The sequence below is a fragment of the uncultured Erythrobacter sp. genome (assembly GCF_947499705.1).
GTDB lineage: Bacteria > Pseudomonadota > Alphaproteobacteria > Sphingomonadales > Sphingomonadaceae > Erythrobacter.
The window spans coordinates 298,045-310,939 of the sequence record NZ_CANMPJ010000002.1 but is presented as its reverse complement, the minus strand read 5'-3'; the positions used below and the strand labels follow the sequence as shown (position 1 = coordinate 310,939).

The following is a 12,895-nucleotide window of genomic DNA, read 5'->3' as shown; positions in this document are numbered from 1 at the left end:
CGCTAAAACTGCGCCGTCCCGCCATCGACGCTGATCATTGCGCCGGTGATCCCTGCACCCTCCTTGCTGGCGAGCAGCATCGCGACCGCAGCAATTTCATCGACCGTGTTGGGGCGCTTGATCGCGGCTTCCTGCGCGAACATCGTGATCATCTCGTCGAACTCCATCCCCATCGCTTTTGCAGTGGCGGGGCCGTTGTTCTTGATGATGTCGGTGACGACGAGGCCGGGGCAGATCGAATTGACTGTCACACCGGCCTCGCCAACTTCGCGCGCGAGCGATTTGGTGATCCCGTTCACCGCATGTTTGGCGGCGGTGTAGGCGGTGAAGACCGGCTTGCCGTGCTTGCCCTCCATTGACGACATGTTGATCACGCGGCCATCGCCTTTCTTGAGCATTTCCGGCAATGCTCGGCGGGTCGCCCAAAAGGTGGAATAGACATTCCACTTCATCGCCTCGTCGAACGCTTCGTCGGACAGATCGACCATCGGCTGGAGATCCCCTGCACCGCCAGCATTGTTGACGAGAATGTCGAGCGTGCCGAACTCCTCGATTGTTTTGTCGATGAAGCCTTCCACGTCCGACTGGTTCATCACATCGCCCGCGACAAAGATAGCCCTGTCCGGTCCGGGGCGATTGACGCGCAATTCCTCAATGACCCGCGCGCCTTTCTCCGGATTGCGCGCGAACAGCGCGACTTTCGCACCTTCGGCCATGAACGCCTCTGCAATCCCGCGTCCAAGACCTGCGGTGCCCCCAGTGATGGCTGCGACTTTTCCTTCGAGTTTCATGGCGTGTCTCCCTTTGACCTATGCCTAGCGGCGTGTCGCAGCGTGCGCACCCAACCAAAATGACGAGTTGCCGCTTAGTGCTTGCAGCGTCCTTATGCCCGGCATGACCGACACAGACATTATCATCCTTGGTTGTGGTCCCGCTGGAATGACCGCCGCGCTGGCCGCGCATGAGGCGGGGGCTGGAGTTACTCTGATCGAGCGGTTTGATCGTGTCGGCGGCACTGGAGCAATCTCGGGTGGTGTGATCTGGGTGCCGGACAATCCGCGTCAGCGCGCCGCCGGAATGTCCGACAGCCGCGAAGAGGCGCTCGCCTATTTCCGCGCGCTGGACCACGGCGACCTGGTGGACGAGACGCTGGAGGCTTTCGTCGATACCGGGCCTGAGGCGCTGGCATTCCTCGAAGACGCGGGCGCGATGAAGGTCGCTCTGCTCGAAGGGTACCCAGATTATTATCTCGACCGACCCGGCGCGAAGCCGGAAGGCGGGCGGGCGCTCGACCATGATCTGTTTGCATTGGGCGAGTTGGGCGATTGGGCCGGGCGCATCACGGCGATTGAAGAGCCCAAGCCGATGATGCTGCGCGAAACACCTTTGGGCGGGGGCAGCGGAGTGGTCCCTCCTGAAGAACTGCAGCGGCGCATGGCAAACAATGAACGCGGCTTCGGTCAGGCGATGATCGGTCGGTTGCTCAAGGCTTGTCTCGACCGCGGGATCGAACCGATCCTGAATGTCGAGACCAAGCGATTGGTGAAGGACGAAGGCCGCGTCACCGGGATCGAAGGGCTTCGCGACGGCCAGCCTTTCCAACTGAATGCACGCAGCGGGGTTATAATCACTACTGGTGGGTTCGAATGGGATGAAGACAAGCGCCAGACCTTCCTGCGTGGGCCAATGGACGCGCCTGCGAGTCCACCCACTGCCAGCGGCGAAGGGCTGAAGCTGGCGATGGAAAGCGGTGCTAAGCTCGGCAATATGACGCAAGGTTGGTGGGCGCCGACACTGGTGATACCAGACAATCCTTGGCCCAATGGCGAACAGCGCGCTGCGCCGGTGCTGATCGAACGCACCGTGCCGCATTCGCTGATGGTCAATCGCAAGGGTGAGCGGTTCTGCAACGAAGCGGCGAATTATTCCGCACTGGCGGGCGCGTTCCACCAGTTTGATCCGCAGACATACGACTATCCGAACCTGCCCGCATGGCTGGTGTTCGATGAGGATTATGTGGAGCGCTATCCGATTGGTCCGCGCCTGCCGGGCCAACCGGTGCCGGAGTGGGTGACACGAGCGGAGACTTTGGTGGAACTGGCTGAGGAGATCGGCGTCTTGCCGGGTGCCTTGGCGGCGACGGTCGCGCGGTTCAACGCCCATACCGAGGAGGGTCGCGATCCCGATTTTGAGCGCGGCACCAGCGCCTACGATCACTTCTATGGCGACCGGTCGCGCGAAGGAACTGCGGTTACGCTCGGCCCGGTTGCCCGCGCGCCGTTCTACGCTGTCGAGATCCGCATGGGGCTGCTCGGAACCAATGGCGGGGCGAGGACCGATGGCCAAGCGCGAATCCTCGGCCATGATGGAGAGCCAATTGCCGGACTGTACGGCGCGGGCAACGCCATAGCATGTCCGACGGGCGGAATTTATGCGGGTGCTGGCGGCACGCTCGGCCCGGCTTTGACGTTTGGGTACATTGCGGGGCGGACTGCGGCGAAAACCAACCGCTAACTCGTCATTGCGAGGAGCCGAAGGCGACGCGGCAATCCATCTTCTGGCCTCGCTTCTGGGCGAAACTGCAGGAGATGGATTGCTTCGCTACGCTCGCAATGACGAACTTCAACGTTTGGCCTCAAACTCGATATGCAGTTCCTTCAAGGAACGCAGCAGGAAGTGCGGGTGATAGGTGAAATCATTCTTGCCCTCGGCGAACCACATGTCCTCGAACCGGTCGACTACAGCGGTGAAACCCCAGATCAGCTCACGCCGGGCTAACGGCGCGCCGAGGCAGTGATGCGTGCCTGAACCAAAGCCCATGTGGCCGCCCGCCTTGGGCCGGTCGAGATCGAGCTTCTCAGGACATTCGAACGCGCGTTCATCGCGGTTGGCGGCGGCGAAGCGGATATTGATCATCGCGCCTGCCGGGATTGCGACCCCCGCCAGTTCCGTATCCTCAGCGACAAACCGCATCAGCGATTGCACCGGGCTTTCCAGCCGCACGACTTCCTCGATGAAGGTGCGCATATACTTGTCCGGATCGGATTTGAGCTGTTGCCAGACGTCCTTGTTTTCGATCAGCAGCTTCATTCCCGCAGCGAGGGCATTGGTGGTGGTCTCGCTGCCGCCGACAAAAGTGTCCGCCATCATTTCAGCGTGGAGTTCGTTGTCGGTCAGCGGACGGCCCCATTCCTCGATCACGGTGTTGACCAGAACGCTGATCAGGCTGTCGTCGGGATGCTCACGCAGCCGCTCGAATATCGGCTGGAAGTACTGCTGCGCCTCGATCTCGCGGTCGACCATTTCCATGTGCTGATCTTCGGGGAGCATCAGTGAGATGCGCTGGAAGAAGGCGTCGGTCCAGCGCTTGATCCGCCACATATCCTCGGGTTTCGCTCCCATCTGCTCGCCGATGATGAACAGCGGCAGCGGGACGCAGAACTGCTTGACCCATTCGCAATTCCCGTCCGCCGCAAACCCATCGATAAGATCGTAAGCGAGGTTCTCGACCAGCGGATCGATTTCCTTGATCCGGCTCGGTTTGAACGCCTGGTTGAACATCGCACGCATCTGTTTGTGGTTCGGGTCATCGCGCCCGTTCAGTGTCGGGGCGGGTACCCAGCCTTTCTCCGCAAAACGCGCCGCGACCATCTCTCCGCGCTCGATATTGCCCGCGCTGGCCCGGAAAGGTGTGTCGGCCGAGGAACTGGGAAAACGCTGCGGCTCCATCAACACTTCGCGCACGTGATCGTAGCGGCTTACGACATACATTTCAGTGCCCGGAATATTGTAGACTGGGGCATCATCGCGCAGGTGTTTGTAGGCGTCATACGGGCATTGCTGGACTTCCGGATCGAACAGGTTGATGCTCACGTCGTTTTTGCTGCCTTCAAGCGTCGCCATCGTCCGCACTCCCGAATTTGTCTATGTCGCGCGCAGCACATCGTCGCGATACTCGCGCTGCACAATTAGTGGATTGGAGAGGAGGCACGATGGACCCTGCACTTCAGGAACTCATCGACAAGCAGGCAATTGGGGATGTGCTCCAACGATATTCGCGCACGCTCGACTGGCTCGATGATGATGCGCAATCAGGCTGTTATTGGCCCGATGCTGAGGTCGATTACGGCTTTTTCAAAGGACGAGCGGCGGAATTTCTGCCGATCGTGATGGAGGTTGAGCGCGGATCGGACAGGCGCTGGCATATGCTCTCCCAACCGCTGATCGCGTTTCAGTCGCCGACATCTGCGAGCAGCGAATGCTACGGCATTTTTGCAGGCTCGAAGCGGCAGGAGGACGGGACGCTGGCCGGCAATCTGTATGGTGGGCGTTATCTCGATGAGTGGGAAAAGCGGGATGCAGGAGGTGGCGACGAGTGGCGGATTTCGTCGCGCACCTACCTGCTGGACTGGCAAAGTGACCTGACGGATCAACCGGGTTTCGAGCCCAATCCCGACTTTCCATTGCCGACCGCCAAGATCAGCGAAAGCGGGCATCCTCTCTACCGCCCGCTTTAAGTTCGGATCACTCTTCGGCGGGCGGGTCCATGTAGTCGCGGTAATAGGTCAGCTGACCGTTCGCGACCTTGTAAATCCCCACACCACCGCGCGATCCCTCCGGTGAATGCATGGTCCAGCGCGCCCATACGGCGTGATCGTCTCCGCAGATCTCGTCGACAGTGAAGTGGATCTTACGTTCTCCCATTTCACCGACCATTTTGGTCATAAAGCCAAGGATCGCATCGCGGCCCTTGTATCGGCCCCAAATCGGATCTTCGAGTAACGCATCCTCGGCAAACAACGGAGCCAGTTTCGTGTAGTCACCTTCGTCTTGAATCGCCCAGAATTGTTCGATCACGCACTGTGCTTCGCCTGCCATAATGTGCTCCTTTATCATCGAAGAGAATGGCACGAGACGGCGCGCGGTCTCCCCTGCGAAAATCGCGAGGCCTCGCATCGAACGGGTTAGGGTATCCTGCCCGGCACAGGAGAAAGACTTATGTCGACGACCCCGCGCGCATCCTCCGCGATTCCCGGCGAACCAGCTCATCTCGGTTCGGTGCTGATGCACCATCCGGCGATGGCGGAGCGGTTCTTTGAGCTTTACGGCACATTCTGGGATTCCGATGTGCTGTCTGCGCGGCTTAAAGAGGTCGCTCGCATGCGCAATGCCCGCATCACTGAGTGCGGGTTCTGCCGCAATGTCCGCTTCGACAAGGCGGTGGGTGAAGGACTCGGTGAAGAGATCGTCGACGACATCACCGATGGATACGAGACCTCCGACAAACTGACCGATGCTGAGAAGGCCGTGCTCAAATTTACCGATGCGCTGATTTTCGATCCTGACCTGCTGACCGGCGATGCGCGAGCGGCGCTGCAAAAGCATCTCAGTCCTGAGCAGATTGCGGAGCTAGGCATGGGGATCACCTTGTTCCTGGCACTGGCGAAGGCGCTGATCACTATGGGGCTGGAGCCGGAGGTCATGGAGCGGACAGTGCTTCCGACGCCCGCACCGACTGAGCGGGAGGCTGCAGAATGAACGGCCCCGTCGCACAAGCTGTTTCCGGCAACCCTGCTTTCGCGGAGCAATATACCGGCTTCCGCAATGCCGCGCATGAGGCGCTGGGCAAGGCTCTGAAAGCGCAGGTCCGCCATGCGGTTGCGCAGGTTCACGGCCTTGAGTTTGCTCCTGGCGATTCCGCAGCGCCAGTCCAGTCTGACGATGAAGCTACGCAAATCTGTGTTGCTTACGCCCGCCGGATCCCATTCGAGCATACGGCGATCACGGATGCACAGGCCGCGCAAGTGGTCGGGGCGATTGGTGAGCCGGGTTATGTCGCGCTGTCCGTGGTTGCAGCGCTGGCCGATGCAGAGTGCCGTGCGGCGATGGTCGACCTGCCCGGATTGGCTGCGTGAGCTAACCGAGCTCGCGCACGGGCTCGCTGCCGTCCCATCCTTTCGCGGCGTCTTTCACCATTGCGTAGAATCCGCGCAGTCCCTCATCGCCTGCGTACAACTCGATCATATGCCCAAGGGTCGCGCTTGCATCGACGAATGCGAAGTCGGTTCCGAACTCGGTGGTCGATAGCTGCGCGAGCGGCATTTCTGCCGCTTCGAATTCGGCAATTGCGGCTTGCAGATCATCGACCCAAACAGCGGTGTGGTGCAGGCCATGTCGCCCGGAATCCACCGGATAGAGATCGTGGCACGCGCTGGGATCGGAATTATGCTGCTGGAGAAATTCGATCATGACATCGCCCCATTGGCCATAGGCGGATGAGTGATCGAACGGCTGCTCGGTCCCGCGATAAATGCTGCGGGTCAGCGGAATATGGCGCAGCGTGAAGAACGGGCCGGACCCGAAGCTCGCGGAATGAGCGCGCGCGGCTGCGTCGATATCGGGAACGAAATAGGCAACCTGACGGATTGGAAGGCTGGCGGCACCCATCTCAGTTCACCGCCCGGTCCTTGCCCTCCCAATAGGGCGCGCGCAGTTCACGGCGCAGGATCTTGCCAGAGGGGTTGCGCGGCAGGGCCTCGATGAAATCGACCGATTTGGGGCATTTGTACCCGGCGATGTGCTTGCGGGCATGAGCAATGATTTCCGCCTCGGTGAGTTCCTCGCCGTCTTTCAGCACTACGCAGGCTTTTACCGCCTCGCCCCACTTCTCATGCGGCACACCAATCACCGCCACGTCGGCGATTTTTGGATGGGCATAAAGCGCGTTTTCAACCTCCGCCGGATAGACGTTCTCGCCGCCCGAGATGATCATGTCCTTCACCCGGTCGTGGATGTAGAGATAGCCGTCCTCGTCGAGATACCCGGCGTCCCCCGTCCGCAGCCAGCCATCTGGATCGATCGTTTCTTCGGTGGCGCCCGGATTGTTGTAATAGCCACGCATATTCTTGGTCGACCGTGTGGCGATTTCGCCAACCATGTTTGCGGGCACCTCTTCGCCCTCTTCGTCGATGATCTTCACCTCAACGCCGGGCAATGGCGTGCCGACACTGCGCATCTTGGGCGAACCTTCGGGCACGTGATCTTCAGGATCGAGCGCGACAATGGTGCCGCTGGTCTCGGTCATGCCGTACATCTGCACAAACCCGCAGCCGAGCACCTCCATTGCCTGTTTCATCAGTTCGAGCGGGATCGGTGAGGCGCCGTAGGTGATGTATTTGAGGCGGCTGAAATCGACCTCATTCACGCGCGGGTGATTGAGCAGGATCTGGATCGCAGCTGGCACGAGGAAGATCTTCGAGATGTTGAAATTCTCGATCAGGTCCAGCGCCTTGGACGGATCGTATTCTGGCAATACGATCGCGTTGGTCCCGGCAATCATGGTGGTGATCCCGGTGCCGGTCCCGCTGATATGAAAACACGGCATGGCCAGCAATGTGACGTCGCCTTCGACCGGCTCCTGCCACTTGCGAATCTCGGCATCGTAGGCCGGGTCGCGGCTGGACAGGATCGATCCGTGGGTGATCACCGCACCCTTTGGTCGCCCGGTGGTGCCCGAAGTGTAGAGCTGCAAGGCATCGTCATCGAGGCCGATATCATCCATCACGGGATCGGCCGGGAAACCATCGCGCCAGATCCGGTAGTCGGTGCCGGTATGATCCGGAGCGTCGATGCCGATCACCTGCTCGACCTTGGGCGTCTCGCTGCGAACCTGCGCCAGAACATCGGTAAAGCCTTCGCCGACGAACATGACACGTGCTTCGCAATTGCCGAGGATGTAGGCGACTTCGGGCGGGGCCAATCGCCAGTTCACCGGCGTCATCACTGCCCCGATCTTGGCCGCGCCCAGCAGCGCCTCGAAATAGAGCGGGTGGTTTTTCCCGAGGTACGACACTCGGTCACCCTTGCTCACACCCAGTGCACTCAGCGCATGCGCGACGCGGTTGCTGCCTGCGTTGAGGTCCGCAAAGGTGATAACCTCGTCATCAAAGGTGAAAGCCGCAATATCGCCCTGCAACCGAGCATGTTCGCGAACGATGTCGCAGAAAGAGGATGCGGTTAGCTCTGTTTCCTGTGCCATGGCGCAGGAGCGTAGGCTCGCGTCCGGCGCGTGTCATTGGCACAATTCATAGCCGTCGTTTCGGCCAGCTGTGGTTTAGAGTTGGATCATGGACCCAACATCAATCCCACAGGGCTTTGTCCCGGCTGGCTTCTCACCCGGCTTTCTCGATCATGGCGGGCCGTACTTTCTGTGCGAGCAAGGCGAAGGTCCGAAGATCGTAGGCCTGCGGATCGAGTCGCATCACATAAATTATCAGGACGCCGCGCATGGCGGGGTGATCTCGACATTCGCCGATGTTGCCCTGAGTCATGCGGTCTATGAGGCGGAGCGCCCACGTTTGAGCCTGTCTACGATCACTCTGGGCGTGAATTACCTCCACGGCGCAAAGCTCGGAGACTGGCTAGAGGCTCATGTGCGAATTGATCGATTGGGCGGCCGCACGGCTTACACGTCGGGAGAAATTCGCCGCGGCCAGGAGCCGATAGCAACGATGACTGGAGTGTTCGCTATCAAGCGCACTTAGCCGAGCCAGCGCGCGACCACTGGCGTCGAAGGGTCGCGTTCGTCGTGATAGCCAGAGGCACCCTCCGGCGTGTCAGACAGATCGACACCTTCGACCACGCGAAACTCGCGCCAATCATACAGTCCAGTTCGCCGGGCAATGCGCCACTCACCGCCGCGTTTTTCAAACCTGTCGACGTAACGCCCCGCAACAATCGCGGAGTATATGACGCCTTTGTCCGGGAACACATCGGGCATCGGGAAACCCGGCGGGACAGTGTGCATCGCGGTCATGTAGGTTTCGGTGTGGCACGTGTCTGGCCCGTCGAAACCGAACTGCAACTGTCCAAGCTGATGCTGGGTCGCGAGGCACGGGTCGATCAGAGCACGCGCTTGTTCGACAAAGCTACGCCAGTCGCCGACGATCTCACCAAACTGAAACTGTGCATCGTCATGAAACAGATGTTCCATCATGCCCCAGCGGCGGCGGTCGATCGCATGGGCATAGGCGGCAATCACATCGGTGATGGCGGCGCGATCTTCGAGGCGCATATTCATGTCTCCAACTCCACGATAACCTTGCCGATATTGCTGCCGGTGAAGAGTTTTGCGTAGGCCTCAAGCGTGTTTTCCAAGCCGCGCGTTACGTCATAGGGCATTCGCAATTTGCCGGCATCTACCCATTCGCGCAGCCGTGCCGTCAGCCTTTCGCCCTGATCCATGAAGTCGGGTGAGAAGAACCCTTCCACCCGCAACCTGCGCATCAGCACCTGGTCGAATTCCTGCGGTGAGGTGCGGCTTCCCGAGCCATAATCAGCGAGCAAACCGCAGACCGCGATCCGCCCGTAATGACTCATGCGGATCAGTACCTCGTCGAGGATCGGCCCGCCGACATTGTCGAAATAGACATCAAAGCCGCCCGCGCTATCGAGCTGTTTACCGACGTCGCCGCCTTTGTAGTCGATTGCTCCGGCGATGCCGAGGTCTTCGGTCAGGTACCGGCATTTCTCGGTGCCCCCCGCTATGCCCCAGGCTTCGCAACCGAGTATTTTGGCAATCTGTACCGCGAGGATTCCGGTCGCGCCCGCAGCAGCGGAGACCAGCACGCGTTCTCCTGGTTTTGCTGCACCGGTCTGTTCCATGCCCCACAGCGCGGTCCACCCATTCATGCCAAGCGGGCCGAACCATGCGCGTTTGTCATCGACGCTTGGGTCGAGCCTGACTGCTCCTGACATCATCGCATCGACTTGGCTCATCTGGCCCCAGACGCCAAAAGCGCGCACAAGATCACCTTCGGAAAATCCTTCGGCCTTTGAGCCGACAACTTCTCCAACAACCAAGCCGGTCATTGGCGCGCCGACGGGCAGAGGCGGTTGGTAGCCGTCTTCGCGGTCTGTCAGCCACAGCCGCGTGCCAGCATCCATTGAAAGCATCGCGTTGCTGATGCGGATTTCGCCATCGGCAAGTTCAGGCAATGGCTCTTGGACCAGCGCCAGTGCGCCTGCGAAATCGGTCCCTTCCGGTCGGCGTTCGATGCGCCAGAATTGGTTGTTCATATCAAGCCTTGTCCGGACCATGCGCCGCTACGGCAATCGGCGATTTCGCTAGGGCGCTATCACTTTGGCGCGGTGCATGCCGCGGGTACGAAACCTAGTCTTTTCTCAAAGAACACAGGAGAGAGACAATGGCACTCATAACAGTGATTGGATCGAGCGGGCGGCAGGGCATGGCGCAGGTTCGGCAGGCTCTGAAAGCGGGCTATGACGTGCGCGCGATCTCGCGGCAGGAAGACCCGTTTGGAGGTGCCAAGATTGACGGGGTCGAGCGTGTCGAAGTGCGCCCGATGGACCTGTATGATCCCGCGACCTTCAAGGACGCGCTCGAAGGATCGGATTACGTTTTCTACACGCATCCCTTGCAGGCTCGTGCTGATCGCGCTGTGCTGGTGGGCGACCTAGGCAAGGCTGCTGCCGAGCTGGATGTGAAGCGGCTGGTGTGGAACACATCGAGCTGGATTCCCGACAAGCCCGGCGATCCGTTCACCTATGCGGGTAACACGCAAGGCATCAACGCATTGTGGCGCTCAGGTTGCCCCGGAACGGTGTTCGGCAGCGTGCTGTTTATGGACAATCTCCTGACCAATTGGGCGCGGCCCTTCATCGTCAATGAAGGGCGCTATGTGTACCCGCACAACCCCGAGCTTGAGGCGAACTGGATCAGCCTGGATGACGTGGCGAAGTTCATGCTCGCAAGTCTTGAACGCCCCGACATGGAGGGCGCATGGCTCAACATCGGCGGGCCGGAGCGGCTGGTTGGCAAGCAGGTCACCAAGTACCTATCCGCCGCGCTCGACAAGGAAATCGCCTACGACCCGTGCACGCCGGAAGAGTTTGGCCGGTATCTGGTCGAGGCTGCGGGTGACACGATGCCGGAGGAAATGCGCGAGGAGTTCGCCAAGGGCATTCAGGCGTTTTACGAGTACAACAACGAAGCGCCGACGCGGCCGTTTAAGGTGGACATGGATCACGTTTACGAACGCTTCCCCGAACTGGATGGCAAGCTGGAGGACCTCGGCACGTGGACCAAGCGGCAGGATTGGGGCGAAAGCAACTTCCGGCCTGCGTTTGGTTGAATCATGAGCGCCCTCCGCGACGCAAACATCGCCATTGGTGAAGCTTTTTACCGGGCGCTGGAAGTCGGTGATTTCGCTGCACTGGCCGAACTGCACAGCGACGATGTGGTGTTCAATCTAGTTGGCAGCACACCGGTCTCTGGGCGTTGGGAAGGCAAGGATGTGTGTTTTGGCCCGGTGGTCGCCGATGGAGTGATCGGCAAACTCCAGCCGGAGACGATTCAGTTCTCCCGCGAATGGCGGATCATGTGCGCCGATGACAATCGTGTAGTCGGCCTCATGAAAGGCGGAGGCATAGGCACGAACGGTCACGAATACGCGCAGACATACTGTCAGATCATGACCATTCGCGGAGGCAAGATATCAGAGCTGCACGAGTTTTTCGATACAGCTCTGGTTGAGCTTGTACTGAATGACAATCCTACTGCGAATGGGCCGAGCGAAGTGGCGAAGCCCTTCGTGTTCTAAGTCTTACCCTGCGGCCTCGCGCTGCTCGGGTGCGAACAGGTCCAGCAGGTCGCCGTCCGACGCATTGATCAGCTTTTCGACCCATTGGTGGAAGACCTGTCCGCCGCGCTCATTCTTGCCGAACAGCACTTCGGGCAGCAGCCCTGATTGCAAGGCTTCGTGCTGGCGTTTGCCGGTGGCGTAGTCTTCGTCGCGCACCACGACCTCGAGGAAGTCGAATTGCTCGTGCGCTGATTTCACGTCCGCCTCGGTTTCGGGCTGGTTCTCCATCACATAAAACTGCGTGGTGTAGCTTTCGCCGACCGTGTCGCCAGGGAACAACTGGCTGATCATCGCCCCGCGCTGCCCGCCGCCATAGAAACTTGCGATCGAGATGTGCGGGAAGATTGTCCACACGCCCTGGGTCAGCGCATCATCGGGCAGTTCGTCATCGGACATTTGCGACAGGTCCAGCATCTCGTCGCTGCCTGTCTTCTGCGCGAATTTTGATGGGCTGGAGAGCCGCTGATGCGGGCCCCAGAAGAAGTAGTTGGCGCGGTTGAAGAAGTCCGCCCCGAACGTGTCCTTGTGCAGCACTGGCAGGTGGTAGAAATCGAGATAGCCATCATAGGCTGTCTTCCAGTTTGGCCCGGACAAGGTGCGCTGCGCGAACAGGGTCCAGTCCTTGAACCCGAACGCGTCGAGCAAATTCTCGTACCCGCCGAGATAGTCCGGGATCGACAGCTGCGATTTGGGGTCGAGCGTGGCCCAGATCAGACCTGCACTTTCGTAAACCGGAAAACGGTGCAGGCAGTGCGCGGCTTTGTCGATCGCGCCAAAATCCTGAGGAGATGCCACACCCAAGAGCGCGCCATTCTGTTTAAAGGTCCAACCGTGGTAGCCACACGTGAAACGACTGGCATTGCCGGTTCCGCTCGCCAGCGGGTTGCCGCGATGGGTGCACATGTTGAGATAGGCGATGACTTCGCCGTCTTTCTGCCGCGACAGCAGCAGCGGCACGCCGCAAATGTCCATCGCCTTGTAGTCACCCGGCTCGGGCAGCTCGCACGAAGGCGCGACCATCAGAGGCAGGCGCCGGAAGATGTTCTTTTTCTCCAGCTCGAACAGTTCCGGATCGGTGTAGGCGCTGGCCGGTACGCGCACAACTTCGTCCGCCAATTCCATCGTATCCGCTTCGCCATGCGCAATCAGGCTGCGGGTCATGGTGATCAGTTCTTCGCGTGACATCTCGTGTCTCCCATCGAATTCTTGGTCCAAGAATGCGCCTGCCCGCA

15 protein-coding genes are annotated in these 12,895 nt (G+C 60.0%); 7 read left to right on the top strand and 8 right to left on the bottom strand.

Going from position 1 to position 12,895, the window contains the following annotated elements:
• Nucleotides 1-2 precede the first annotated feature (2 nt).
• Nucleotides 3-791, bottom strand: coding sequence for an SDR family NAD(P)-dependent oxidoreductase (locus Q0837_RS14320; RefSeq protein WP_298470489.1), 789 nt, complete (start codon nucleotides 789-791; stop codon nucleotides 3-5).
• Between the two features lie 103 nt (nucleotides 792-894).
• On the opposite strand from Q0837_RS14320, the gene Q0837_RS14315 reads away from it, so the two are divergent.
• Complete coding sequence (locus tag Q0837_RS14315; protein ID WP_298470487.1) at nucleotides 895-2,514, top strand: FAD-dependent oxidoreductase; 1,620 nt, start codon at nucleotides 895-897, stop codon at nucleotides 2,512-2,514.
• Between the two features lie 108 nt (nucleotides 2,515-2,622).
• Here the strand turns inward: Q0837_RS14315 and Q0837_RS14310 are convergent, their stop codons facing one another.
• On the bottom strand, nucleotides 2,623-3,903 hold the full coding sequence (locus tag Q0837_RS14310) for a cytochrome P450 (protein WP_298470485.1): 1,281 nt from the start codon (nucleotides 3,901-3,903) through the stop codon (nucleotides 2,623-2,625).
• Nucleotides 3,904-3,992: 89 nt separating this feature from the next.
• Here Q0837_RS14310 and Q0837_RS14305 point away from each other — a divergent pair, with 89 nt between their 5' ends.
• Nucleotides 3,993-4,517: a nuclear transport factor 2 family protein gene (locus Q0837_RS14305; protein WP_298470483.1), complete on the top strand. Its 525-nt coding sequence runs from the start codon at nucleotides 3,993-3,995 to the stop codon at nucleotides 4,515-4,517.
• 7 nt (nucleotides 4,518-4,524) lie between these two features.
• Here the strand turns inward: Q0837_RS14305 and Q0837_RS14300 are convergent, their stop codons facing one another.
• Entirely contained in the window at nucleotides 4,525-4,878 is a 354-nt protein-coding gene (locus tag Q0837_RS14300; protein ID WP_298470481.1) for a nuclear transport factor 2 family protein, read from the bottom strand.
• A gap of 120 nt (nucleotides 4,879-4,998) precedes the next feature.
• Here Q0837_RS14300 and Q0837_RS14295 point away from each other — a divergent pair, with 120 nt between their 5' ends.
• Together Q0837_RS14295 and Q0837_RS14290 are read left to right on the top strand one after the other, a co-directional pair.
• Nucleotides 4,999-5,538: a hypothetical protein gene (locus Q0837_RS14295; protein ID WP_298470479.1), complete on the top strand. Its 540-nt coding sequence runs from the start codon at nucleotides 4,999-5,001 to the stop codon at nucleotides 5,536-5,538.
• A complete protein-coding gene (locus tag Q0837_RS14290; RefSeq protein ID WP_298470477.1) occupies nucleotides 5,535-5,915 on the top strand; it encodes a hypothetical protein in 381 nt (126 codons plus the stop codon). Before Q0837_RS14295 ends, Q0837_RS14290 begins: the two co-directional genes overlap by 4 nt.
• Nucleotide 5,916: 1 nt before the next feature.
• On the opposite strand, the gene Q0837_RS14285 is transcribed toward Q0837_RS14290, so the two are convergent.
• Nucleotides 5,917-6,447 (bottom strand): VOC family protein, encoded by a 531-nt coding sequence (locus Q0837_RS14285; protein WP_298470475.1) that lies wholly within the window; start codon nucleotides 6,445-6,447, stop codon nucleotides 5,917-5,919.
• Nucleotide 6,448: 1 nt separating this feature from the next.
• Entirely contained in the window at nucleotides 6,449-8,038 is a 1,590-nt protein-coding gene (locus Q0837_RS14280) for a fatty acid--CoA ligase (protein WP_298470473.1), read from the bottom strand.
• A gap of 88 nt (nucleotides 8,039-8,126) precedes the next feature.
• Between Q0837_RS14280 and Q0837_RS14275 the strand changes: the two genes are divergently transcribed.
• Nucleotides 8,127-8,543, top strand: coding sequence for a PaaI family thioesterase (locus Q0837_RS14275; RefSeq protein ID WP_298470472.1), 417 nt, complete (start codon nucleotides 8,127-8,129; stop codon nucleotides 8,541-8,543).
• Here the strand turns inward: Q0837_RS14275 and Q0837_RS14270 are convergent.
• Both Q0837_RS14270 and Q0837_RS14265 read right to left on the bottom strand, forming a co-directional pair.
• On the bottom strand, nucleotides 8,540-9,079 hold the full coding sequence (locus tag Q0837_RS14270) for a nuclear transport factor 2 family protein (RefSeq protein ID WP_298470471.1): 540 nt from the start codon (nucleotides 9,077-9,079) through the stop codon (nucleotides 8,540-8,542). The two genes, Q0837_RS14275 and Q0837_RS14270, sit on opposite strands and share 4 nt — an antisense overlap.
• A complete protein-coding gene (locus tag Q0837_RS14265) occupies nucleotides 9,076-10,077 on the bottom strand; it encodes an NADP-dependent oxidoreductase (protein ID WP_298470469.1) in 1,002 nt (333 codons plus the stop codon). Before Q0837_RS14265 ends, Q0837_RS14270 begins: the two co-directional genes overlap by 4 nt.
• A 128-nt stretch (nucleotides 10,078-10,205) precedes the next feature.
• Between Q0837_RS14265 and Q0837_RS14260 the strand changes: the two genes are divergently transcribed.
• Both Q0837_RS14260 and Q0837_RS14255 read left to right on the top strand, forming a co-directional pair.
• The gene (locus Q0837_RS14260; protein ID WP_298470467.1) at nucleotides 10,206-11,153 is read left to right on the top strand and encodes an SDR family oxidoreductase; all 948 of its coding nucleotides are present in this window, start codon (nucleotides 10,206-10,208) and stop codon (nucleotides 11,151-11,153) included.
• Nucleotides 11,154-11,156: 3 nt separating this feature from the next.
• Nucleotides 11,157-11,621 carry a nuclear transport factor 2 family protein gene (locus Q0837_RS14255; protein WP_298470465.1) on the top strand — a complete coding sequence of 155 codons (465 nt, stop codon included), beginning with the start codon at nucleotides 11,157-11,159 and terminating at the stop codon, nucleotides 11,619-11,621.
• A gap of 3 nt (nucleotides 11,622-11,624) precedes the next feature.
• On the opposite strand, the gene Q0837_RS14250 is transcribed toward Q0837_RS14255, so the two are convergent.
• Nucleotides 11,625-12,848: an aromatic ring-hydroxylating dioxygenase subunit alpha gene (locus Q0837_RS14250; RefSeq protein ID WP_298470463.1), complete on the bottom strand. Its 1,224-nt coding sequence runs from the start codon at nucleotides 12,846-12,848 to the stop codon at nucleotides 11,625-11,627.
• Between the last annotated feature and the right edge of the window lie 47 nt (nucleotides 12,849-12,895).